Origin of the sequence: Pelagibacterium limicola (assembly GCF_015694405.1) — a bacterium.
In the GTDB taxonomy this organism is placed as follows: Bacteria; Pseudomonadota; Alphaproteobacteria; order Rhizobiales; family Devosiaceae; genus Pelagibacterium; species Pelagibacterium limicola.
The window spans coordinates 402,036-423,123 of record NZ_JADQDB010000002.1 but is presented as its reverse complement, the minus strand read 5'-3'; the positions used below and the strand labels follow the sequence as shown (position 1 = coordinate 423,123).

Here is a 21,088-nt window from a genome sequence, read left to right as displayed (position 1 = left end):
CGCGCACACCTCCAGCGCGCACACTCTGGCCGGGTCCGCGGGTTTCCCCCGATCCGTCGGCCCGGCCAGTTTCTTTGTGGAGGGCTGTGAGGTGCCGCGCTCGCTGCCGATCCATATCAGCCCCGACCCGATGCCCGCGCTTGCGCGGCTCGATCCCAATGGGGCGCACCGGTTCGAAATGGAACTGGGGTTCCAGGGCAAGCTCAATCTGTCCATCGCCGATGTGCCGCGCCTGCGGGCCGCGCTCGATGCGTTCGACACCGAAGTGATGCGGGACGATGGCCACAACAACCGGGTCAATCCCGGCGTCAAGGTGCTGGGGGAGTTTTAACCATGCAATCGGCGGACAGGTTCACGGTTGAATTCTACCAGCAGGACAATCAGCGCCTGCGCGCCCGGGTCGACGAACTCGAAGAGACGGTGCGGCAGTTGCGCGGCCAGCTCGAGGGGGAAGAACCGCTGCCGGATGGCTTGCCGGAACTGACGCGAAACGAAACGGCCCTGTTGCGCATGATGATCGCGCGCAAGCAGGTGTCGCGGGAACAGGCCATGATGGCGATCTATCTCGACCGCGAGGATGCGCCCGATCCCAAGATCGTCGATGTGTGGGTGTCAAAGCTCCGGCGCAAGCTCAATCCCTTGGGCATCACCTTTCTCACCAGTTGGGGCCGGGGATGGTCGCTGACCCATGCGGGCCGTGCGGCGCTCGACTCTCTCGGCAGGCGGGAGATGGCCTGATGCGGAGGGGCGCGCTCGCGGACAGATGGGCTCAAACCATCCTTGCGATAGCGGCAGGCTGCGCCACGGCCGGCGCGATCGCTTTCATTCTCATCATCATCGGAGGGCTGGCCTGATGAGTGCCGCATTCTGGACGGAAGGGCGCGTCAAGACGCTTGCGCATATGTGGGCCGAAGGCCTTTCGGCCGCCGAGATCGCCGCGCATCTGGGCGGGGTTACGCGCATGGCCGTGATCGGAAAGGTGCACCGGCTCAAGCTGCCAAAGCGCGCCGCCGCCCAGAGCACGCCCAAGCGCAAGCGCTCGGAAATCGCGCGAAAGCGCCCGGCCAGGCCGCAAGCGGCATCGGTCGCGGCAAAGCCCGTGGCCCAGAAAACACCGCGCGGCATCAAGCAGGCCTGCACCGATGCCGAGGGCATCAGGCTGCTGCGCTCGGCGGCATGGGCACCACTCCACGGCACCGCGCCTGTCCCGCTGCTCGAGCGCACCGGGTGTTGCTGGCCGGTGGACGGGCCGGCGGGCGAGACGCTGTTCTGCAACGCCGCCCGGGATGGCCATCACACCTATTGCGCGACCCATCTCGAGATATCGCTTCCGGCGCCGGAAAGGCGGGTGGCGGCATGAAGCTGATCATCGACAGTTTTGCCGGTGGCGGGGGTGCTTCGACAGGCATTGAAATGGCGCTGGGCCGCTCGCCCGATTATGCGATCAATCACAGCGCCGACGCGCTGGCCATGCACGAGGTCAACCATCCCAACACGGTTCATCTGGACAGCAATATCTGGGATGTCGCGCCGCTCGAGGTGACCAAGGGCAGGCCGGTCGGGCTGTTCTGGGCCTCGCCGGACTGCAAGCATTTTTCCAAGGCCAAGGGCGGCAAGCCGATGGACCGCAATATCCGCGACCTTGCATGGGTCGTGGTGCGCTGGGCCGAGGAAGCCAAGCCCGACGTCATCATCCTCGAGAATGTCGAAGAATTCCGCACATGGGGACCGCTTTATGATGATGGCAAGCCCATCATCGAATTGCGCGGGCACACCTTCGAGGAGTGGACGCGGCGGCTGAAAAAGGCCGGGTACAAGGTGCAATGGCGCGAGCTGCGCGCCTGCGATTATGGCGCGCCGACCATCCGCAAGCGGTTCTTCATGATCGCCCGGCGCGACGGCAAGCCGATCGTGTGGCCCAAGCGCACACATGGCGACCCGAAAAAGCCCGAGGACGCCAAGCTGATCGCGCAGGGCAAGTTGCTGCCATACAGGACGGCCGCCGAGATCATCGACTGGTCGCTGCCATGCCCCTCGATCTTCGAGACGTCCGAAGAAATCATGGCCAAGTACGGCCTGCGTGCGGTGCGGCCGCTAGCCGATGCCACGATGACCCGGATCGCGCGGGGCGTGGTGCGCTATGTGCTGGAGGCGAAAAAGCCCTTCATCGTCGTTGCCAATCATGGTGGGGAGCATTTCCGGGGCCAGAGCATAGACGAGCCTGCCCATACAGTGGCGGCGGCGCGCGATGCCTGGGGGCTGGTGATGCCTGTTGTCACGGCCGCGCAGCATGGTGGGTCCAATCGCGCGGCCGATGAGCCGATGCACACCATCACGGCAAGCCCGAAAGATCAGAACGCGATCATCGTTCCCGCTGTCGTGCGGACGGACATGGCAAGTGCTGCGGCCCGGAACGGGATCAACAGCGTCGAGGATCCTCTGCGCACACAAACGACGGCCGGTAGTCATGCCGTCATCGCGCCATATCTGGTGCCCCGATATCAGGAGCGCGAAGGCCAAGCGCCAAGAACACGCTCGGTCGAAGTTCCAGCAGCTACTGTGGTTCCGGGCGGAAATGAAGGGGTGTTAGCCGCCGTTCACCTTTCGCGCTTCACCCAAAACGGTGTGGGCAGCGGGGCGGATGAACCGGTCGATACCGTAATGGCCGGTGCGCCGAAATTTGGCGTCGTCGCCGCGTTCCTTGCCCAGCATACGGCAGGGTCTCACCCAGGTCAGCCAGCACGATCGGCAAATGAACCAATCTCGACTGTGACTGCGAAAGGGTCGCAGCAGAGCGTAATCGCGGCGCACCTGCAAAACATGCGGGGCAGCGAAAGGCGCGCTGCGCCAGCCGACGAGCCGATCCGGACGCTCTCGGCGCAGGGCAATCATGCCGCGCTGATCTCGGGGTTCCTGACAAAATATTACGGCACCGGGGGTCAGTGGTCGGAACTTGATGATCCGATGCACACCCTGTCGACCAAGCCTCGGATGGGACTGGTGACGCTCGATATCGACGGCGAGACATATGCTATTGCCGATATCGGCATGCGGATGCTGACCCCGCGCGAGCGGTTCCGGGCGCAGGGCTTTCCCGATTCCTACATCATCGACCGCCGTCCCGACGGCTCAAAGCTCTCAATGACGGTGCAGGGCTCGTGCTGCGGCAATTCGGTTTGCCCGCCGCTGGCCGAAGCGATCGTCGCGGCGAATTGCGCCGACCTGGCGGTCAATGCCGATCAGCGCGGCGAGGCGGTCGCATGAATCTCCCGCTCACCTATCGCCAGTTCCTCGAAGCCAAGATCGCCATGGCGCCCAAGGCGGGGTTCGATGTGGCCGACGAAGAGATCAACCCGATCCTTCTCGGCCATCACCGGGCCATCGTCAAATGGGCGTGCCGGGGCGGCAGGCGGGCGGTGTTTGCAGCATTCGGGCTGGGCAAGACGGTGATCCAGCTCGAGATCATGCGGCTCGTCGCCATGCGGGCAGGCGGGCGCGGGCTGATCGTCGCCCCGCTCGGGGTGCGGCAGGAATTCAAGCGCGATGCCGAACTGCTCAATACGGGTGTTCACCCGCGCATCACTGACGCGCAGCGGGCAGCGCTGGCGGCATGGATTGCCGAGGATCCGCGCCGGATCATCGCCATCAGCTTCATCCGCACGAGCGAGGCGGCGGGGCCGGATGGGCTCTACATCACAAATTACGAGAGCGTGCGCGACGGCAAGATCGATCCGCGCGAATTCGATGCCGCGACCCTCGACGAGGCATCGTGCCTGCGCGGGTTCGGCGGGAGCAAGACGTTCCGCGAGTTCATGCGGCTCTTTGACGGGATCGCGTTCAAATTCGTCGCCACGGCAACGCCCTCACCCAATCAATATATCGAATTGCTGGCCTATTCGGCATTCCTCGAGGTGATGGATATCGGGCAGGCCAAGACGCGGTTCTTCAAGCGCAATTCGGAAAAGGCCGACCAGCTCACCATCCATCCGCACAAGGAGCGCGAATTCTGGCTGTGGGTGGCGAGCTGGGGGCTGTTCGTCCAGAAGCCCTCGGACCTCGGGTTTTCCGATGAGGGCTATGAACTGCCCGACATGGTCATCAACTGGCATGAAATCCCTGCCGATCACTCGACGGCGGGGGAAGAAAAATCGGGGCAGGGGCGGTTGCTGCGCAATGCGGCGGCATCGCTGGTCGACGCGGCGCGGGAAAAGCGCGACAGCCTTGCCGGGCGGATCGACAAGCTCATGGCATTGCGCAATGAGGACCCTGACGCCCACCGGCTGATCTGGCATGATCTTGAAGCCGAGCGCGAGGCGATCGAGAAGGCCATTCCCGGCGTTGCCAGCGTTTACGGTTCACAGGATCTCGATATCCGCGAGCAGACGATCATCGATTTCTCCGATGGCAAGATCCAAGAGCTGGCGGCAAAGCCGGTGATCGCGGGGTCGGGCTGCAATTTCCAGCGCTATTGCGCCTGGGCGATCTTTTTAGGCATCGGGTTCAAGTTCAACGATTTCATCCAGGCGGTGCACCGCATCCAGCGCTTCCTGCAAACCAGCACGGTGCGGCTCGACCTCATCTACACCGAGGCCGAGCGCCCGGTGCGCGATGTGCTTGTCGCCAAGTGGAGAAGGCACGAGGAACAGATGGCCATCATGACGGACATCATCCGCAAATACGGGCTCAATGAGGGCGCGATGGCGGAGAGTCTCAAGCGCGCCATGGGCGTCGAGAGGATCGAGGTCAGGGGTGAGAATTTCCGGCTGGTCAACAATGATTGTGTCGAGGAAACGAGCCGCATGGACGCCGACAGCGTCGACCTGATCGTCACATCGATCCCGTTCTCGACCCAGTATGAATATTCGCCGAACTACGCTGATTTCGGGCACACCGACGACAATGAGCATTTCTGGAGCCAGATGGATTTCCTGATCCCCGAACTGTTGCGGGTGCTGGCGCCGGGCCGGGTGGCGGCGATCCATGTCAAGGACAGGATTGTGCCGGGCGGGATCAACGGGCTGGGCTTCCAGACGGTTTACCCGTTTTCCGATGACTGCATTGCCCGGTTCCAGCGTCACGGCTTTGCCTTTCTCTCGCGCGTGCCGGTGACCACCGATGTTGTGCGGGAAAACAACCAGACATACCGGCTGGGCTGGTCCGAGCAGTGCAAGGACGGGAGCCGGATGGGCAACGGGATGCCCGAATATCTCCTCCATTTCAGGAAGCCGCCGAGTGATCGTTCCGATGGCTATGCCGATAAAAAGGTCAAAAAGACCAAGCGCGAGCATCTTGGCGATGGGAAATGGAGCGGGCCGGGCTATTCGCGGGCGCGCTGGCAGCTCGATGCGCATGGATACCGGCGATCGAGCGGGGACCGGCTGCTGGCACCGGAAGAAATTTTAGGCCTCGACGCCAATGTGATCTTCAAGGTGTGGCGGGAATACAGCCTCTCGGTGGTCTATGATTTCGAACACCACGTCAAAATCGCCGAGGCGCTGGAAGAGCGCGGGGCGCTGCCCTCGACCTTCATGCTGCTGCCCACGCACTCACCCGATCCTGGGGTGTGGACCGACATCACCCGCATGTTGACCATGAACACGCTGCAATCGGCCAAGGGCCGAGAAATGCATCTCTGCCCGCTGCAGTTCGACCTGGTCGATAGGGCCATCGCGCAATATTCGGAGCCCGGGGAGACGGTGTTTGATCCGTTCGCGGGGCTGATGACGGTGCCGTACCGGGCGATCAGGGCCAAGCGCAAGGGCGTGGGGGTCGAACTCAACCCGGCCTATTTCCTTGACGGCTGCACCTATGTCGAGGCGGCGGCGCGGGACATGGCCATGCCGGGGCTTTTCGACTTTGCCGAGCCGGTCAGGGAAGAGAGCGGGGAGGCCGTGGCTTGAGACTGCAGCCGTTTCTCTTTGGCGATGTCTGGATGTCCAAGGTCCGGACGAAACTCCGGCCCAAGGGCATCGATTTCAGCACGGTCTGGGGGCGCGGCTATGCGGTTCCTGTTGAGGCGCGGTCGGCGATCGCTGCCGCAATCGCGGAGGGCGCGCCATGATTTGCATACCCTCCGCGACAGCCCAGTCAGGCCGCTTCGGCGCTTACGATCAATCGCACACCAAGTGCGCGGGCGGCGGCCTCCAGGCGATTGAGCTTGGTCTTATGGTCGACATCGAGGATGCGCTGTACCTCGTTGACAGCCACGCCCAGGCGCCGACCGAGCTCGGCCTTGCTGATGCCGGCCGCCTCGAAGGCGTCGAGGACGGCCAACTTGGCGGCAACGGCGGCGGGCAGGTAGACGAGCTGTTCGCCCGCTTCGGGACGCGACGGCTTGGGCAAAGGGCTCCCGTCGCCGCGTCGGCCGAGCACGACCACGACCAGGGCGTCCTCGGCCAGCTCGAGCGCTTCGGCTTCGGTGCCGCCGGCGGTCAGAAGCTCTGGAAAATCCCGGCTGCGCACGACGATATCGCCGTCCTCAGCGGTAAAGGAGAGTGGGTAGGGTCCATACATTTCAATCATCCAATCAATCCTGTGGCGGGCGAAAGACCCCGCCTAGATATCGGCGGGGTCGATCTTGAGTTGCTTGAGAATTCGCTGAATTCTCGGTGGGTTGAGGTCGGACTGGATTGTGGTCAACTCGGTTCCGACTTTCACCCGGTAGTGCGATCCCTTGCCCTTCTTTTCATCCACCCAGAACTCGATGTTGCGCTTTCTGGCGTAGGCGCGGAGGGCTCGGATCAGATCGTTTCTGCGCATTCCTTTCGTTCCCCCGTTCCGATGAATTTGAGTATACACATTTTTGTGTCGGTAACAAGGAAAATCGACACAAAAATGTGTATGTTTATTGGGGTGTCGGTATGACGCTCCCGCCACATCTCGAAGCGCTCAAGCTCGATGCGCTGCGCACGAGCTGCGAGGCCTGGGCGATCCGCGCCCGCTGGCCGCTCGGGCCCGGTATCGACCGCGCCGGGCCATGCCCGGTCTGTGGCGGCAAGGACCGGTTTGCCATTCATACCGGCAAGAACACCTTCAACTGCCGCCGTTGCGGGATATCCGGCGCCGGGGTGATCGACCTGGTGATGAAGACCCAGAATGTCGATTTCAGGCGGGCCTGCGAGATCGTCACCGGCCGATCGGCTGATGAGCCGGTCGACCCCGAACGCGCGGAACGGCTCAAGGCCGATGCCGAGGCCGAGAAGGCCAGGCGGGAGAAAGAGGCGGCGGAGTATCGCGAGCGGGCCATCAGGGCGGGGCGGGCGATCTGGGACCGCAGCAAAGCCACCGAATGGCGGCACCGGCATCCGGTTTTCGACTATTTCGCAATGCGCGGGATCGATTGTGCTGCGATCCTTGCCAACGCGCCGGGGGCGCTGGCCGCGCTGCGCTTTGCGCCCGATCTGGCATGGACCGAAAAGCGGGGCAGGGAATGGGTGACGATTACCCATGCCGATGCAATGGCTGCAGGCATCCAGTTTCCAGATGGCAGCTTTGCCGGTGTGCACCGGACCTGGTTCGATTTCACCCAACCCAAGGGACGGCTTGTGCTGCCCGATGACGATTCCGGCAGGCCGCGCGCCACCAAGAAGGTGCTGGGCACGCAGCGCGGCTGCGCGATCCGGCTTTATACGCCCAAGGGCGCCAGGCGCATTGTCGGGGGTGAAGGCATTGAAACGACGATGTCGGTGTTCTGCCACGCGTTCGAACCGGACACCGCCTATTGGGCGCTCATCAACCTAGGCAACATGCACGGCAAGGCGCTGCGCGATGGCGCGGGCAAGCAGGTGCACGACCAGCCCGACATGGAGGATAGCGACGGGTTTTTGCCACCCGAGTGGTGCGACGAGCTTGTCTACCTCGCCGATGCCGAAAGCGAGGGCAGTCATCTCCATGACAAGCTGGTGCGCGGGCTCCGGCGGGCCATGCGGCTCAAGCCCGGGCGGCGCGGCAAAATCGTGCCCGCGCCCGGCCCCGATCTCGATTTCAACGACCTTGCCATGCAAATGGCCGATGCCGAGGCGATCCAGTGACGAAAAAGAAGAACAAGATCGCCGAGCAGATGGGGCAGGCCGAGGATGTGCGCGACGAGGGTTACGCGCTTTATGGCGATGACGATGCTCCCGCGCCCGACTGGGACGAGGGCGGCGAGGTCGACAAGATCGATGTCGACTGGACGAGGGTCAAGCGCTGCGCCGAATATGACCAGAACGATCGCGACAATGCACGGCGGCTGATCGAGTGGTTCGGTGACGATCTCGCCTATGTCTCGGGCATGGGCTGGCTGACCTGGCGAGGGACGCACTGGGAGCGCGACGAGGGCGATCTCAAGGCGCGGTTTCTCGCCCAAGAGGTTGTCGACAAGATCAAGCTCGAGGCGTTCTATCTGAAACTCGACCGCCGCAAGCAGTCGATCGTGGACGAGGCCAAGGCCTATCAGAAGATCATACCGGCCGAGCGCAGCCCCGAGCAGGAGGCCGTGATCAGCCGGTCGACGAAAATCCTTTCGGGGCTTTACCAGACACGCTCGAAACGCAAGACGTTCGCGATATCGTCCGGCAATGCTGGCAAGACGCGGGCGATGCTCGATCAGGCTGCATCGCTCAAGGCCATCGACCAGAACCTGCTCGACGCCAATCACATGCTGTTCAATGTGCGCAACGGCACACTGGTGTTCTCGAAAGTCGAGCACGATGAATCGGACCCGGACGATCCGCGCTATATCGCTCGTGTCGAATTCAGGCCCCATGACAGAGCCGACATGGTGACCAAGCGCGCCGAGGTCGACTACGACCCGGATGCCGATTGCCCGTTCTTCAAGGAACAATTTCTGGCCAAGGTGCAGCCCGACAAGGCGATGCAGCTCTTTTTGCAGGTCTTCCAGGCCTATTCGATGCTGATCGGGCGCAATGACGAACAAAAGCTTGCCTTCCACTACGGGACCGGCGCGAACGGGAAATCTGCCTTTATAGAGATCTTCGGGCGCATTGCCGGCACCTATCGCACCGTGGTTTCGCCCGAAACGATCACGGGCGACGGGCAGAGGCAGGGTCAGCAGGCCAGCCCCGACATCGCGCGGCTGTTCAACACGCGGTTCGTGACCGTCGAGGAGCTGCCCAAGAATGCGCCGCTCAAAGAGGATCTGATCAAGGCGGTTTCGGGCGGCACCAAGATGACGGCCCGCTTCCTGATGCAGAACATCTTCGAATTCGAGCCGATCTTTACCGCCTCATTGACCGGCAACACCAAGCCCTCGATCGCGGGGTCGGACTATGGCATCTGGCGGCGCGTGCTGCTGGTGCTGTGGGGTGTCACCATCCCCGAGGAAGAGCGCATGGCGCCCTCCGAACTCAACGACAGGCTCGATGCCGAACGGTCGGGCATTCTCAACTGGATGATAGAAGGGATCAAACTCTATATGGTTGAAGGACTTACACCCTATATCCCACCCGAGGTTACCGCGTTCACCGAGGATTACCGGCACGAGCGGGACAATGTTTCGGTCTTTGCCGAAAGCTGTCTCAAACCCGCGCCTAACCAGACGGTCCCTGCCGGCGTGCTCTACACGGTCTATTGCAAATGGGCGGAAAAGAACGGGCTGACGGCCGCCAAGCAGCGATCGTTCGGGGACCGGCTGGGTGAGCTTGGCTACAAGAAGGATCGCGGCCGGACCTACACCTATCTCGATGTCTATCTCGATTATGAGGCGATGCAGGACGGCGCTGCGCCGCCTCCTGACCCCGGCGATCCCGGGCCTTCCTTTTAAGCGCCAGCGCCCCGCACCCCCTTCAAGAATAACAGAACATGGAAGTCGCAACCCTCGTGTCGCCCCGCCTGACGGCGGGCGACACGAGGGTTGCGAGGTTTTAACGAGGGTGGAAATGGAACACTCGCGCGCCGATTTCAACAACAAAAACAAGTGTTTGGCACGATTTTCGCGAGGGTGCGAGGGTCGAAAACGCCTATAATGCGTAAGCAGGGGTTCGGGGTGGTTCTCTCGGGCACAAGGCGGCACGGCAAAATCGTTTCCATATAGCGCGGTTCCTGTTTGACCCTCGCTCCCTCGCTGAAACGACCACCATCGCATTGATCCGCTTATCTATTTCAGTTTGCGAGGGTTGATATCCAACTCTCGAATAAAGGTCGCAAAGGTCGCTAGAAATGAAACAGGCAAAAGAGACAATGGACGTTGAGCGGCTGGTGACATGGGCGATGGTCGAGCAAGGGCTTGGCTGGGCGATGAGTGGTGGCGGGTCTGGCGCGCGGACTGGTTATGCAGCACTGGGCACGCGGATCGATGGCGGTACTATCGGCCCGCCTTCGATATCGCTGCTCTCGGACGATGATGCCGTGATCGTGCGGGACGCGATTGTCGCGCTCGATGAGCGTGTGGGCGAACTTGTGTTGCGGCATGGCAGGACCGGCACGCGGCCCGACTGGTGCGAGGAAGGCCCGGGATACTGGCGGCAGAAGACAGGGGCGAACGGGCATCCGGCGTGGCATTACGCCAAGCCGGGCGACAGGCGCTCGCAGCGCACGGCGGTGATGGAGTTCATCGGCTGGCCCGAGAAGGACGTGGTGCGCTGGCGCAAGGACTATACCGACTGGTGGGACGGGCTGGCGGGGCTTGTCGATATCGTCAATGGCAGGATGGCCAGCCATGAGGCGACCGGGCCTCGGGTGTCGCGTACGCCATGGGAGGAGGAGAAGCGCGCTATCCTCACGCCAGATGGCCCGTTCGAGCGGCACAGAAAGGCAGAGGATCGCGTAAGCGCCGAATATGTCGAAATCGCCGGGCGCAAGATTAGGCGCGACCAGGTGCGCACGAGGGCTTGACAGCGTCACGCGGATTTTGACATAGTCCCGGACACACAAATAGGTGACATACAGCCCGCCCGGACTTCCGAGGCGGGTTTTTCCGTTTCTGGGGGCAGAGTGCCCAGCAAGCTCAAATCGATCCGGCCTGTCGTCGCCAACATCAAGCCAATGGTTGCAACCATGCGCGAGGTGCGCGACACGCGCTATAGTGTCGATAGCGCCGTGCGTGGCTGGTACAAGTCGGAACGATGGGCGCAGTTGCGACGCGCGGTGTTCGTGCGCGACGGATATCGCTGCCAGCGTACAGGCGAGTTGTGTATTGGCAAGCATCCGGCGCCCAACAGTCCGGTCGCCAATCACAAGGTACCGCACCGTGGTGACCCGAAGCTGTTCTGGGACATCAACAACATCGAGACCGTGAGCAAGGCGATCCACGACGGGATCATCCAGGCCGAGGAGCGAGCCGCTGGTTTCTGATTGTCGGAGGGGGGGGGTCAAAAGTCTGGGACCGCTCGCACGCCGGACCCGCCACCCCCTCACGTGGAGATTTTTTTTCGATGGGACAGGATTTTGACCTGCTTGGCGACCCTATTCCTGAGGGGTTTGGCAAGCGGGGTCGGCCGCCGCATGTACCGACTGAGGAAAAGCGCAAGATTGTCATGATGTTACAGGCGTTCGACTGGAGCATCGAACGCATCGCGGCGGCGTTGTCGATCACGCCGCCCACTCTGCGCAAGAATTATTTTCGGGAACTCAAGGTGCGCGAGGAAGCGCGAGCCCGTGTCGAGGCGCTTACGATGGGGTCGCTGCTGACGCAGGTCGAAGAGGGCAACGTCGCTGCCATCAAGGAAATGGTGAGGCTCTTCGACAAGCACGATCTGGCAAAGCTCGCCGATCACATCAAGTCGCGCGGGCAGCACGGGAGCAAACCGCCAGCCGACGCCAAGAAGGGCAAGAAGGAAATGCAGCGCGAAGCGGCGGGCTCGGTTCAAGGGAAGTTCGCGCCGCCGCCGGCGCCCGATCTCCTGAACTAGCATGAAGCACTGGACGACGGCCTGCCCGGACTGGGAGATCCGCATCGTCCAGGGCCGGTCACTCATTCCTTGCGATCCGCTGTTTGAGGACGAAGCGGAAGCGGCGCTGGCGGTGTTCAAGTCGCTGCGCGTCGTCGATCTGCCAGGACAACCTACGTTCGGCGAAGTCGGCGAGCAGTGGGTTTTCGATTTCGTCGCGGCGATCTTCGGCGCTTACGATGCCAAAACCGCGCGGCGGCTGATCCGCGAATTCCTGCTGCTGATCAGCAAGAAGAACGGAAAGTCGACGATCAGCGCCGGCATCATGATCACGGCGCTTATCCGCAACTGGCGGCACGAGGCTGAACTTCTGGTGCTGGCACCAACACTCGAAGTGGCCAATAACGTCTTCGGCCCTGCATCGGCGATGGTGCGCTATGACGATGAGTTGAGCACGCTTCTGCATGTCCAGGATCATCTGAGGGTGATCAAGCACCGGGTGACCGGGGCGGAACTCAAGGTCATCGCCGCCGACGCCGAAACGGTGGGCGGCAAGAAGGCTGCTTTCGTTCTTGTCGAAGAACTCTGGATGTTCGGCAAGCGCGCCAACGCCGCTGCGATGCTGCGCGAAGCTGTCGGCGGGCTGGTCTCGCGGCCGGAAGGGTTCGTGATCTATCTCACGACCCACAGCGATGAGCGGCCAGCCGGGGTGTTCAAGGACAAGCTCGATTACTTCCGCGGCGTGCGCGACGGGACGATCGAGGATAATGCGGCGCTCGGCGTGCTCTACGAGTGGCCGCCCGCGATGATCGAGGCGGAAGCCTATCTCGATCCGGACAATTTCTACATCACCAACCCCAATATCGGGCGTTCGGTGGAAGTCGACTGGCTCATCCGTGAACTCGCCAAGGAACAGGTCGGCGAAGGCGACGGAATACAGATCTTCCTCGCCAAGCATCTCAACGTCGAGATCGGCAACCGGCAACGCCGGGACCGATGGGCGGGCGTCGAATTCTGGCCATCGCGGGCCGATGCGAGGATCACACTCGATCACATGCTCGATGTTTGCGAGGTGATCGTGCCGGGACTCGATGGTGGCGGGCTGGACGATCTGTTCGGGCTCTCGCTGGTCGGGCGTCATAAGGAAACGCGCGACTGGCTGGCATGGTCGCGGGCGTGGTGCCATGAGGGCGTGCTGGAAAGGCGGAAGAAGATCGCGCCGCTATTGCGGGACTTCGAAAAGGCCGGCGATCTGGTGATCGTCGATGACGAGCTGGCGGACATTTCGGAAATCGTGGGTCTGATCGAGACGATCAAGGATGCCGGTCTCTTGGGGCCGGTGGCGGTCGACCCCGCCGGGTTGGGCGAAATGATCGAGGCCCTCGACGAAATCGGGGTGACACAGGAGGCCGGATTGCTGGTTGGTGCGCCGCAGGGATACGCAATGATGAACGCGATCAAGACGGCAGAGCGCAAGCTGGCCAACGGCACGCTGCGCCATGCCGGCCAGGCGATGATGGATTGGTGTGTTTCCAACATCAAGATCGAGCCGACGGCCACGGCGATCCGGGCGACCAAGCAGACGGCCGGTGACGCCAAGATCGATCCGGCAATGGCGCTGTTCAACGCCGTGACGGTGATGATCCGCAATCCGCAGGCAACAGGTTCCGGCCTGGAAGACTACCTCGATAGCCTTCTGGGGGCGGCATGAACATTATTCAGCGCATGCTTCAGCCTCTCATGGCTAAGTCGCAACTAGTGGACACTCGACGCCCGCTTTCTCTGACAAACACAGAGGGATGGGGCGTGATCGAGAACGATGCCGGCCAAGCGCTGAACCCGAAGTTGGTTCTATCGCTGTCGACGGCATGGGCCTGCGTCAATCTTCTTGCGGGGACGATCGGTACCCTGCCATTGCTGGTCTATCGCCGCCGTTCCGATGGAGGCAGGGAGGTGGACACCTCGCATCCGCTCTATCGGATTCTCCATGATAGCCCGAACGCAGACCAGACGGCTGTCGACTTTTTCGAGTTCGAAAGCGCGAGCCTCGAACTTTGGGGCAGCGCCTATGCACGCAAGGATAAGCTCGGCGGCAGGCTGGTCGGGCTGACGCCCGTCCGCCCCGATATCATGAGGGTTTCGCGCACCTCAAACGGTGCGCTCCGGTATCGCTGGTCCGAACATGGACAGAGTTTTGATGTTGGCGCGCAGGACGTTCTGCATGTTCGAGGTTTTGGCGGCGCGCCGGAGGGTGGGCTGTCGACGATGGAGTTCGGCGGCCAGACCTTCGGCATGGCGCGCGCAATCGATCAATCCGCAGCCGTGACGTTCCGCAACGGCATGCGTCCTTCTTTCGTGATCGCCTTCCAGGAGTTTTTGAGCAGGGAGCGCCGCGAGGAGGTTCATGCCGCCCTCGAAAAGAAGTTTGTCGGCGCGATGAATTCCGGCCGCCCGTTCGTTGCGGAAGGTGGACAGACGGTCACTCCCCTCTCGATGAAGCCAGAAGACGTCCAGATGCTGGCGTCTCGTGGGTTCTCGGTAGAGGAAATCTGCCGGTTGTTCGGTGTTCCGCCGTTCATGGTGGGGCACACGGAGAAGTCCACAAGCTGGGGAACTGGCATCGAGCAGCAAACCATTGGCTTTGTGAAGTTCACGCTGCGCCGCCGGATCAAGCGCTTCGAGCAGGCCATCATGAAGCAATTGCTGACACCGGAAGACCGTGCTGCTGGCATTATCGTCGAATTCAGCCTTGAAGGCCTTTTGCGTGGCGACAGCCAGGCGCGCTCGCGGTTTTATCAATCCGGGCTTCAAAGCGGGTGGCTCACGATCAATGAAGTGCGGGCCCTTGAAAACCTTCCACCCGTCGAGGGTGGAGATACACCCCGAATGCAGATGCAGAACGTTCCGATTTCCGAAATCGACGATGAAGCGATCAGGCGGGCGATCGCGCAGGGACAGGACTAGCACCCATGCTCAAGACCAAAGATGCTGGCGTCGATCTCGCCAAGACATCACCTATCCTCGACATCAAGCGACTTGCCGCAACCGGCGAGTTCGAGGGTTATGCGTCAACCTTCGGCGGCGAACCGGACAGCTATGGCGACGTGATCGCGCCCGGCGCGTTTTCGGACTCTCTTGCCGAGCACAAGGCGGCCGGCACGATGCCCAAGATGTTCTGGCAGCACAACCGCGACGAGCCGGTCGGCAAGTGGCTGGAAGCGCTCGAAGACACCAAGGGACTGTTCGTCAAGGGGAAGTTGAACATGGGTGTTCAGCGCGCCCGAGAGGCCTACGAACTTCTCAAAGAGGGCGACATTGACGGGCTGTCAATCGGATATCGGATCAAGTCCTATTCAGTTGATACGGACACCGGTGTGTGGACGCTCGAAAAACTAGACCTCAAGGAGGTCTCCATCGTTTCGATCGGCGCGAATGAAAGCGCGACGATCAGCAGCGTCAAGGCCGTCAAGGCGGCCCAGGCGCTGACCGACAAGCTCAAGGCCGGGGACCGGCTGACCGAGCGGGAATTCGAGACATGGCTCAAGGGATTGGGCTTCTCGAATTCGCAGGCGGAGCGTGCCGCGCGCGTCCACCTGAAAGGGCAGGGGGAGCCTGCCAGTGCGGACGAGACGCTCGAACTTCTTCGGGCATTGAGGGGCTAGGCCCCAGAAATCCACATTAATGGAGGTTCCCATGTCGGGACTGAAACGAGCCGCCCTTTTGGGCAGCGCGGCGCTTCTTGGCGCCATGACCCCCGCAGAACGCGCAATGGGTCGTTACATGCGGGCACCTGATCACGGCCCCGAGACCACAAAGTCGGCCGCCGAACTTGCGATCGAGATCAAGGCAGAGCACCAGAAAGCGGTCGATGCCGTCAAGGCCATTGCCGAGGAGGCCCTCGGGAAGGCCAAATCGGGCGAGGAACTTGCCACCTCGCTCAAGGAAAAGGCCGACGAAGCGCTCCTGAAGATGAACGGCCTGGCCGAGCAGGTCGCGGACATCGAGCAGAAGATGGCTCGCGGCGGCGGCTCTGGTGAAGAGGCCGAGAAGTCCATTGGTCAGCAGTTCGTGGAAAGCGAGGGCTTTAAGGCATTCCATGCCGCTGGGTTCTCCAAGGGGGCACGGGGCGCTGATATGCGCGTCAAGGCGACGATCACTTCCGCCACGACCGATGCGGCCGGATCGGCTGGCGCGGGGGTCCGGAATACTCGTCTGCCCGGCATAATCGCCCCGCCCGACCGTCGTCTGACCATTCGTGATCTGATCACGCCGGGCCGCATGGATGGGTCCACGCTGGAATACGTCCGGGAAACCGGGTTCACCAATGCTGCCGATGTGGTCGCAGAAGGAGAGACGAAGCCTGACTCGGACCTCAAATTCGATCTCGTGACGACCTCGGCCAAGGTCATCGCGCACTGGATGAAGGCCTCCAAGCAGATCCTGGACGACTTCAGCCAGCTTGCCTCCTACATCGACAATCGCCTGCTCTACGGCCTTGCCTATGTCGAGGAACAGCAGCTGCTCAATGGCAACGGTCAAGGCCAGAACCTGCATGGCATCTTGCCACAGGCCACAGCGTTCAACCCGTCCTTCACGCCAGAGTTTGCTTCTCCGATCGATGCCCTTCGACTGGCGATGCTGCAGGTGGCGCTGGCGGAATATCCTGCGACCGGTCACGTTCTCAATCCTATCGATTGGGCGCGGATCGAGACCACGAAAGACGAGGAAGGCCGTTACATTATCGGCAATCCGCAAAACGGCATCGCTCCGACCCTGTGGCGCCTGCCGGTCGTCGAAACGCAGGCGATGGCGGCTGGCGAGTTCCTCACCGGCGCCTTCAGACTTGGCGCGCAGTTGTTCGACCGATGGGATGCCAGGATCGAGACTGGGTATGTGGATGACGACTTCATCCGCAACCTGGTGACGATCCTTTCTGAAGAGCGCCTTGCTCTTGCGGTTTACCGCCCCGAAGCGTTTGTGACCGGCGAAATAACATTCGTCGCTGACACCTAGGATCGGTTGATCACGGAAAGCGGCCCCAGTGTGGGCCGCTTTCTTCATGAGCCGATGGAGGTTTCCATGAAGATGTTTCAGGGCCGCGCTGGCGGTCTGAAAGAGGATTGCTATGCAACCCTGCTCGCGCATGCGCAGGGGGCAGCCAGCGTTCTCGAGTTCGGGCCGGGCGGATCGACCTTTGCCTTTATCGAGGCGGGGGTGAAGCGGATCGTCACGTGCGAGCATGACGCCGGCTGGCTAGACAAGGCCCGCTCGCGCTTTGCAGAGCATTCTGCCGTGAGCGTTCACCTCTACCAGAATGCGCCGAATGTCACCGTCGAGGGGCTTTCGGCGCGGGCCAAGTTCGACCTGGCGTTCGTCGACAGCCCGCCGGGCAATCGCTTCCGGGTAGAACACGAGGGGCAGGAGGGGCTAAGCCGCTTTAACACGCTCGCGTTCGCGATCCGGCGCGCGCCTGTGGTGTTGCTGCACGATGCCGGCCGCGACGGCGAGCAGGCATCGCTGGCGCGGCTCGCGGCCATGGGACACGGCGTCGAAATCCTGGCTGGGCGGGGCAACATTGCCCGGATTACCAGAGGTGCGGCATGAGGCGCCCGAGACTTGAGGCGCCGTGGTTCGGTGAGCTACCCATGTTCCAGCGCCTTGCGGCGGTGCTGGAGATGACGGCGCGGGAGCATTGCAGTGGCTGGGACATCGCCATCAGCAACGTCCCGGTCGAGGCGCTCAACGCCCATGCCCAGGCCAATCGGGGGCACATCGACAATACCCAGAAAATGGAACAGTGGAATGCGATCATCCAGGCGGCCCGGCCCGGCGAGCACATTCTGCTGATCGATGCCGACACCTTCATCGTCAACAGCCTCGATGCGATCTGGGACGCCAAGTTCGATCTGGCCTACACGGCAAAGATATCGCGCTTTCCCTTCAATTCCGGGGTTATCGCGGTTCGGGTCTCGGACGCGGTCAAGGCGTTCTTTACAGCGTGGGCGGAGGTCAACCGGCGCATGCTGCTCGACAACAATCTGCACGCGCCATGGCGGCGGACCTATGGGGGCATCAACCAGGCCGCGTTCGGCCACATGCTCAAGGGCGAGATGGCCGGGACAATCGAAATCGAAAAGCTCCCCTGCGCGATCTGGAACTGCGAGGAGAGCGCGTGGGAGGGTTTCGATCCGGCTACCACGCGCATCGTGCATGTGAAGGGCGCCTTCAGGCGGGCGTTGTTCGATGGCTCCCGGGAGGACCTGGCGCGGCCCGGCGTGCGCAATCTGATCGGGGTGTGGAGCGCGCTCGAAGAACGCTTGAATGGACAGGCCGCATGACCTATCCACCCGTTCTCGTCACACCGCCGGCCATCCTGCCTGTTACCATCGCAGAGGCCAAGGTAGCGCTCCGCATCGACGGCAGCGATGAAGACGCCTTTATTGGCGGGCTGATCCGCGCGGCGGTCGCGCATCTCGACGGGTGGACCGGCATTCTCGGGCGCTGCCTGGTCGAGCAGGAATGGCGGCAGGACTTCGACAAATTCGCGCCGTGCCTGCGGCTGCCGCTCTGGCCGGTGATATCGGTTTCATCGATCACCTGGCGCAACCGCGCGGGGCAACTGGCGACAGTGGCGCAGAGCGGTTATGCGCTCAAGGCGGATATGCTGGGCGCTTATATCCGCTTCAAGCGGGACTATGCGGCGCCAACCGACCTTGCCGAGATCGCGGCCGTCTCTGTGACGTTCAAGGCGGGATATCCCAATACGGGCGACGATGAGCCCAAGAGCACGGTTCCCGAGGCGATCAAGACGGCGATCCTGATGCTGTTGGGGCATTGGGAGGCGAACCGCGAGGCGGTGAACGTGGGCAACATCACAACGGAACTGCCGCTTGGCGTCGCCGCGCTGCTGGCGCCCTACAGAAGGGCGGGTCTCTGATGCCCTGGTTCCGGTTCGACAAGGATTTCGACTTCAAGCCCAGGCCGGGCGTCACCATCGCCTACAGGGCGGGACGGACATTGCTGGTGACTACGGCCTGCGCGGCCCGCGCCGAGGCGCTGGGGCGTGGGGTGATGGTGCGCAAGCCCGGGCCGGAGGCGGAGACGTCCGATGGCGAGCGGCAATAACAGGCGTGCCGGGGCGACCCGGGCGCGGGTCACCTTCCAGAAACGCGGTGATGCTGACGACGGTTGGGGCAAAGTGCAGCCTGGGGCCGGGGACTGGGAAGATCAATTCACCGTTTGGGTCGGCCTTGCGCCGATGCGCGGGACCGAAACGGTGATGGCGGCGCGACTGCAGGGGCAGCAGCCCTATGTGCTGACGGTGCGCCAGTCGAGCCAGACACGGCAGATCACAGCCGCTTGGCGCGCTGTCGACGCTCGTGATCCGAAGCGTGTTTTCGCGATCACGGCACCCCCGGCCGACCCTGACGGCAGGCGGGCATGGCTCGAGATGATCGTCAATCATGGGGGCGTGTCATAATGCTCGATCCTCGCGCAATCCAGCGGCTCAATCGTAAGCTTTCGCGGTTTACCGAAGATGTGGCCAAAGAGCTTCGCCGGGAAATGGAGAAGTCGGCGCAAGAGATCGTGAACATGGCCAGGCGCCTGGTGCCTGTCGACGAAGGCGATCTCCGAGATTCTATCGGGTGGACATGGGGCAATGCGCCGGAGGGCGCGATGACGCTGGGCGAGGTGCGTGGCGGCCGAGGGAAAGGGAACCTGAGGATCACGATCTACGCGGGCAACAGCAAGGCATTCTGGGCCCGATGGGTCGAGTTCGGCACGAAAAAGATGCGCGCGCGGCCGTATTTCTTTCCGAGCTACCGGGCCAACAAAAAGCGGATGCGGGGGCGGATCACACGCGCGACCAACAAGGCGGCCAGACGCATCGCCGCTCAGGCCTCTGGAGAACGGTAGATGGACGCGCCTGATTACGATCTGATTTTCGCCGCCCGTGCTGCCCTTCTCGCGGATCCTCTGGTGGCGGGCCTCATTGGCGAGCGGTTCTACGATCCGCCGCCGCAGGGCGACGAAGCGGAGATGCCTTACATCTCTTTGGGGCCGACATTCGGCATACCGGAAGACGCCGAATGCATCCCGGGGCAGGAGATCACCTTCCAGCTCGACATCTGGTCGGCCGGGGCGGACCAGGCCCACAGCTCGGTCGAATGCCGGAAGATATGCCGCGCGGTCAAAAACGTGCTGCACAATGCGGAACTGGCGCTGACGACCAATGCCCTTGTCACGCTGGAGATGACGCTGCAGCGCGTGTTCCGTGATCCAGACGGGATCACCAATCACGGGGTGATGCAGTTCACCGCATTGGTCGAAGAGCGCGATCCGGACCATCCGGACACCTGACACTTCTTTTTCACCCTGCCGCCTTCGGGCGGCTTTTTTATGGAGGCCGATATGGCTCAACCCGAAACCACAAAGGGCGGGCGCTTCCGCGTCCTGCTCGGCAATGATGCCGACCCTATCGTCTACGAAGCGCCGTGCGGCTTTCTTTCCAAGTCGCTGACGCTCACCAAGGGGCTCGAAGACATCGCGCTGCCCGACTGCGACGATCCAGACAAGGTGCCATGGCTCGGCCGCGACGCAACCAGCCTTTCCATGACGATCAGCGGCGAAGGCGTTTTGGCGGCGCAATCGGTCGAGACCTGGCTCGATGCATGGGAAAGCACCGACTCGGTGCCCGCCAAGGTGGAAATCGAGTTTCCGGCCAAGACGATCGTGTGGACGGGGTTCATGCAGGTGGCCACGCTGACGATGGGTCACCCGACCCCGCAGGGCCGGGTGACCAACAATGTGGAGATGTCGTCGGACGGCGAGATGGTCCGCGTCGTGAATGCGGACACCTGATGACGCGGTCTGCCGAAATAACGCTCGATTGGGCCGATGGCGATTACGTCTTCGCGCTCCGGTGGGGCGAACTCATCAAGCTGCAGGAGGCGACTGATGCAGGGCCGTTCGTGGTTTACGAGAGGCTCGGCAACGGCCAATGGCGGCTCGGGGATATCAGCCACACGATCCGGCTGGCGCTGATCGGCGGGGGCACGGAGCCTGCCAAGGCACTGCGCCTGGTGCGGGACTATGTCGAAAGCCGGCCGCCACTGGAAAACCTCATGCTCGCCCGCGGCATTCTGGGTGTAGCGCTGCACGGGCCCGCGGACGAAGACCCGGGGGAAGCCGTGGGGGAGGCGACGACGGACGCCTCGACGACCTCCCCGACGGAAAATTCCGAATAGCGGGCGTCTATG

26 protein-coding genes are annotated in these 21,088 nt (G+C 62.5%); 24 read left to right on the top strand and 2 right to left on the bottom strand.

Features of this window, described 5'->3' with window-relative positions; translation table 11 throughout:
* The first annotated feature begins 91 nt into the window (after positions 1-91).
* The 6 genes from I2G20_RS05075 to I2G20_RS05050 all read left to right on the top strand — a co-directional run bounded on the left by I2G20_RS05075 (position 92) and on the right by I2G20_RS05050 (position 6,061).
* Complete coding sequence (locus tag I2G20_RS05075; RefSeq protein WP_196258591.1) at positions 92-331, top strand: hypothetical protein; 240 nt, start codon at positions 92-94, stop codon at positions 329-331.
* Positions 332-333: 2 nt separating this feature from the next.
* A complete protein-coding gene (locus I2G20_RS05070; RefSeq protein ID WP_196258590.1) occupies positions 334-738 on the top strand; it encodes a winged helix-turn-helix domain-containing protein in 405 nt (134 codons plus the stop codon).
* Positions 739-853: 115 nt separating this feature from the next.
* Positions 854-1,360, top strand: coding sequence for a GcrA family cell cycle regulator (locus I2G20_RS05065; RefSeq protein ID WP_207747539.1), 507 nt, complete (start codon positions 854-856; stop codon positions 1,358-1,360).
* Positions 1,357-3,264, top strand: a complete 1,908-nt coding sequence (locus I2G20_RS05060) for a DNA cytosine methyltransferase (RefSeq protein ID WP_196258588.1) — start codon at positions 1,357-1,359, stop codon at positions 3,262-3,264. The genes I2G20_RS05065 and I2G20_RS05060 overlap by 4 nt, the downstream gene beginning before the upstream one ends.
* On the top strand, positions 3,261-5,900 hold the full coding sequence (locus tag I2G20_RS05055; protein WP_196258587.1) for a DNA methyltransferase: 2,640 nt from the start codon (positions 3,261-3,263) through the stop codon (positions 5,898-5,900). The genes I2G20_RS05060 and I2G20_RS05055 overlap by 4 nt, the downstream gene beginning before the upstream one ends.
* On the top strand, positions 5,897-6,061 hold the full coding sequence (locus tag I2G20_RS05050) for a hypothetical protein (RefSeq protein WP_196258586.1): 165 nt from the start codon (positions 5,897-5,899) through the stop codon (positions 6,059-6,061). The genes I2G20_RS05055 and I2G20_RS05050 overlap by 4 nt, the downstream gene beginning before the upstream one ends.
* A 26-nt stretch (positions 6,062-6,087) precedes the next feature.
* Here the strand turns inward: I2G20_RS05050 and I2G20_RS05045 are convergent, their stop codons facing one another.
* Entirely contained in the window at positions 6,088-6,513 is a 426-nt protein-coding gene (locus tag I2G20_RS05045) for a type II toxin-antitoxin system HicB family antitoxin (RefSeq protein ID WP_196258585.1), read from the bottom strand.
* A gap of 42 nt (positions 6,514-6,555) precedes the next feature.
* Positions 6,556-6,759 (bottom strand): hypothetical protein, encoded by a 204-nt coding sequence (locus tag I2G20_RS05040; protein ID WP_196258584.1) that lies wholly within the window; start codon positions 6,757-6,759, stop codon positions 6,556-6,558.
* A 101-nt stretch (positions 6,760-6,860) separates the two neighbouring features.
* Between I2G20_RS05040 and I2G20_RS05035 the strand changes: the two genes are divergently transcribed.
* The 18 genes from I2G20_RS05035 to I2G20_RS04950 all read left to right on the top strand — a co-directional run bounded on the left by I2G20_RS05035 (position 6,861) and on the right by I2G20_RS04950 (position 21,076).
* Positions 6,861-8,030 carry a DUF7146 domain-containing protein gene (locus tag I2G20_RS05035; RefSeq protein ID WP_196258583.1) on the top strand — a complete coding sequence of 390 codons (1,170 nt, stop codon included), beginning with the start codon at positions 6,861-6,863 and terminating at the stop codon, positions 8,028-8,030.
* Positions 8,027-9,763 (top strand): phage/plasmid primase, P4 family, encoded by a 1,737-nt coding sequence (locus I2G20_RS05030; RefSeq protein ID WP_196258582.1) that lies wholly within the window; start codon positions 8,027-8,029, stop codon positions 9,761-9,763. Before I2G20_RS05035 ends, I2G20_RS05030 begins: the two co-directional genes overlap by 4 nt.
* 395 nt (positions 9,764-10,158) lie before the next feature.
* Complete coding sequence (locus I2G20_RS05025; protein WP_196258581.1) at positions 10,159-10,833, top strand: hypothetical protein; 675 nt, start codon at positions 10,159-10,161, stop codon at positions 10,831-10,833.
* Between the two features lie 99 nt (positions 10,834-10,932).
* A complete protein-coding gene (locus tag I2G20_RS05020; RefSeq protein ID WP_343070308.1) occupies positions 10,933-11,292 on the top strand; it encodes an HNH endonuclease in 360 nt (119 codons plus the stop codon).
* 80 nt (positions 11,293-11,372) lie between these two features.
* Positions 11,373-11,849: a sigma-70 region 4 domain-containing protein gene (locus tag I2G20_RS05015; RefSeq protein WP_196258580.1), complete on the top strand. Its 477-nt coding sequence runs from the start codon at positions 11,373-11,375 to the stop codon at positions 11,847-11,849.
* Position 11,850: 1 nt separating this feature from the next.
* A complete protein-coding gene (locus I2G20_RS05010) occupies positions 11,851-13,539 on the top strand; it encodes a terminase large subunit (RefSeq protein WP_196258579.1) in 1,689 nt (562 codons plus the stop codon).
* Between the two features lie 95 nt (positions 13,540-13,634).
* Positions 13,635-14,792 carry a phage portal protein gene (locus tag I2G20_RS05005; protein WP_343070307.1) on the top strand — a complete coding sequence of 386 codons (1,158 nt, stop codon included), beginning with the start codon at positions 13,635-13,637 and terminating at the stop codon, positions 14,790-14,792.
* A 5-nt stretch (positions 14,793-14,797) separates the two neighbouring features.
* The gene (locus I2G20_RS05000; RefSeq protein WP_196258577.1) at positions 14,798-15,490 is read left to right on the top strand and encodes an HK97 family phage prohead protease; all 693 of its coding nucleotides are present in this window, start codon (positions 14,798-14,800) and stop codon (positions 15,488-15,490) included.
* Positions 15,491-15,608: 118 nt separating this feature from the next.
* Positions 15,609-16,841 carry a phage major capsid protein gene (locus I2G20_RS04995; protein ID WP_425502623.1) on the top strand — a complete coding sequence of 411 codons (1,233 nt, stop codon included), beginning with the start codon at positions 15,609-15,611 and terminating at the stop codon, positions 16,839-16,841.
* Between the two features lie 66 nt (positions 16,842-16,907).
* Entirely contained in the window at positions 16,908-17,432 is a 525-nt protein-coding gene (locus I2G20_RS04990; RefSeq protein WP_196258575.1) for an O-methyltransferase, read from the top strand.
* The gene (locus tag I2G20_RS04985; protein ID WP_196258574.1) at positions 17,429-18,166 is read left to right on the top strand and encodes a glycosyltransferase family protein; all 738 of its coding nucleotides are present in this window, start codon (positions 17,429-17,431) and stop codon (positions 18,164-18,166) included. Before I2G20_RS04990 ends, I2G20_RS04985 begins: the two co-directional genes overlap by 4 nt.
* Positions 18,163-18,765 carry a head-tail connector protein gene (locus I2G20_RS04980; RefSeq protein WP_196258573.1) on the top strand — a complete coding sequence of 201 codons (603 nt, stop codon included), beginning with the start codon at positions 18,163-18,165 and terminating at the stop codon, positions 18,763-18,765. The genes I2G20_RS04985 and I2G20_RS04980 overlap by 4 nt, the downstream gene beginning before the upstream one ends.
* A complete protein-coding gene (locus tag I2G20_RS04975) occupies positions 18,765-18,953 on the top strand; it encodes a hypothetical protein (RefSeq protein ID WP_196258572.1) in 189 nt (62 codons plus the stop codon). The genes I2G20_RS04980 and I2G20_RS04975 overlap by 1 nt, the downstream gene beginning before the upstream one ends.
* Entirely contained in the window at positions 18,937-19,308 is a 372-nt protein-coding gene (locus I2G20_RS04970) for a head-tail adaptor protein (RefSeq protein ID WP_196258571.1), read from the top strand. Before I2G20_RS04975 ends, I2G20_RS04970 begins: the two co-directional genes overlap by 17 nt.
* Positions 19,308-19,745 (top strand): HK97-gp10 family putative phage morphogenesis protein, encoded by a 438-nt coding sequence (locus I2G20_RS04965; RefSeq protein ID WP_196258570.1) that lies wholly within the window; start codon positions 19,308-19,310, stop codon positions 19,743-19,745. The genes I2G20_RS04970 and I2G20_RS04965 overlap by 1 nt, the downstream gene beginning before the upstream one ends.
* Positions 19,746-20,189: a DUF3168 domain-containing protein gene (locus I2G20_RS04960; protein ID WP_196258569.1), complete on the top strand. Its 444-nt coding sequence runs from the start codon at positions 19,746-19,748 to the stop codon at positions 20,187-20,189.
* A 51-nt stretch (positions 20,190-20,240) separates the two neighbouring features.
* Positions 20,241-20,690 (top strand): phage tail tube protein, encoded by a 450-nt coding sequence (locus I2G20_RS04955; protein WP_196258568.1) that lies wholly within the window; start codon positions 20,241-20,243, stop codon positions 20,688-20,690.
* On the top strand, positions 20,690-21,076 hold the full coding sequence (locus tag I2G20_RS04950) for a gene transfer agent family protein (RefSeq protein ID WP_196258567.1): 387 nt from the start codon (positions 20,690-20,692) through the stop codon (positions 21,074-21,076). The genes I2G20_RS04955 and I2G20_RS04950 overlap by 1 nt, the downstream gene beginning before the upstream one ends.
* Positions 21,077-21,088: the final 12 nt, after the last annotated feature.

Excerpts from the sequence above, each read along its gene's own strand:
- I2G20_RS04950 (WP_196258567.1), top strand. The coding sequence starts at position 20,690 with ATGACGCGGTCTGCCGAAATAACGCTCGATTGGGCCGATGGCGATTAC.
- I2G20_RS04955 (WP_196258568.1), top strand. The coding sequence starts at position 20,241 with ATGGCTCAACCCGAAACCACAAAGGGCGGGCGCTTCCGCGTCCTGCTC.
- I2G20_RS05040 (WP_196258584.1), bottom strand. The coding sequence starts at position 6,759 with ATGCGCAGAAACGATCTGATCCGAGCCCTCCGCGCCTACGCCAGAAAG.
- I2G20_RS05060 (WP_196258588.1), top strand. The coding sequence starts at position 1,357 with ATGAAGCTGATCATCGACAGTTTTGCCGGTGGCGGGGGTGCTTCGACA.
- I2G20_RS04985 (WP_196258574.1), top strand. The coding sequence starts at position 17,429 with ATGAGGCGCCCGAGACTTGAGGCGCCGTGGTTCGGTGAGCTACCCATG.
- I2G20_RS04975 (WP_196258572.1), top strand. The coding sequence starts at position 18,765 with ATGCCCTGGTTCCGGTTCGACAAGGATTTCGACTTCAAGCCCAGGCCG.
- I2G20_RS04965 (WP_196258570.1), top strand. The coding sequence starts at position 19,308 with ATGCTCGATCCTCGCGCAATCCAGCGGCTCAATCGTAAGCTTTCGCGG.
- I2G20_RS05065 (WP_207747539.1), top strand. The coding sequence starts at position 854 with ATGAGTGCCGCATTCTGGACGGAAGGGCGCGTCAAGACGCTTGCGCAT.
- I2G20_RS05015 (WP_196258580.1), top strand. The coding sequence starts at position 11,373 with ATGGGACAGGATTTTGACCTGCTTGGCGACCCTATTCCTGAGGGGTTT.
- I2G20_RS04980 (WP_196258573.1), top strand. The coding sequence starts at position 18,163 with ATGACCTATCCACCCGTTCTCGTCACACCGCCGGCCATCCTGCCTGTT.
- I2G20_RS05045 (WP_196258585.1), bottom strand. The coding sequence starts at position 6,513 with ATGTATGGACCCTACCCACTCTCCTTTACCGCTGAGGACGGCGATATC.
- I2G20_RS05035 (WP_196258583.1), top strand. The coding sequence starts at position 6,861 with ATGACGCTCCCGCCACATCTCGAAGCGCTCAAGCTCGATGCGCTGCGC.
- I2G20_RS05070 (WP_196258590.1), top strand. The coding sequence starts at position 334 with ATGCAATCGGCGGACAGGTTCACGGTTGAATTCTACCAGCAGGACAAT.
- I2G20_RS05025 (WP_196258581.1), top strand. The coding sequence starts at position 10,159 with ATGAAACAGGCAAAAGAGACAATGGACGTTGAGCGGCTGGTGACATGG.
- I2G20_RS04990 (WP_196258575.1), top strand. The coding sequence starts at position 16,908 with ATGAAGATGTTTCAGGGCCGCGCTGGCGGTCTGAAAGAGGATTGCTAT.
- I2G20_RS05055 (WP_196258587.1), top strand. The coding sequence starts at position 3,261 with ATGAATCTCCCGCTCACCTATCGCCAGTTCCTCGAAGCCAAGATCGCC.
- I2G20_RS04970 (WP_196258571.1), top strand. The coding sequence starts at position 18,937 with ATGGCGAGCGGCAATAACAGGCGTGCCGGGGCGACCCGGGCGCGGGTC.
- I2G20_RS05000 (WP_196258577.1), top strand. The coding sequence starts at position 14,798 with ATGCTCAAGACCAAAGATGCTGGCGTCGATCTCGCCAAGACATCACCT.
- I2G20_RS04960 (WP_196258569.1), top strand. The coding sequence starts at position 19,746 with ATGGACGCGCCTGATTACGATCTGATTTTCGCCGCCCGTGCTGCCCTT.
- I2G20_RS05010 (WP_196258579.1), top strand. The coding sequence starts at position 11,851 with ATGAAGCACTGGACGACGGCCTGCCCGGACTGGGAGATCCGCATCGTC.
- I2G20_RS04995 (WP_425502623.1), top strand. The coding sequence starts at position 15,609 with ATGCGGGCACCTGATCACGGCCCCGAGACCACAAAGTCGGCCGCCGAA.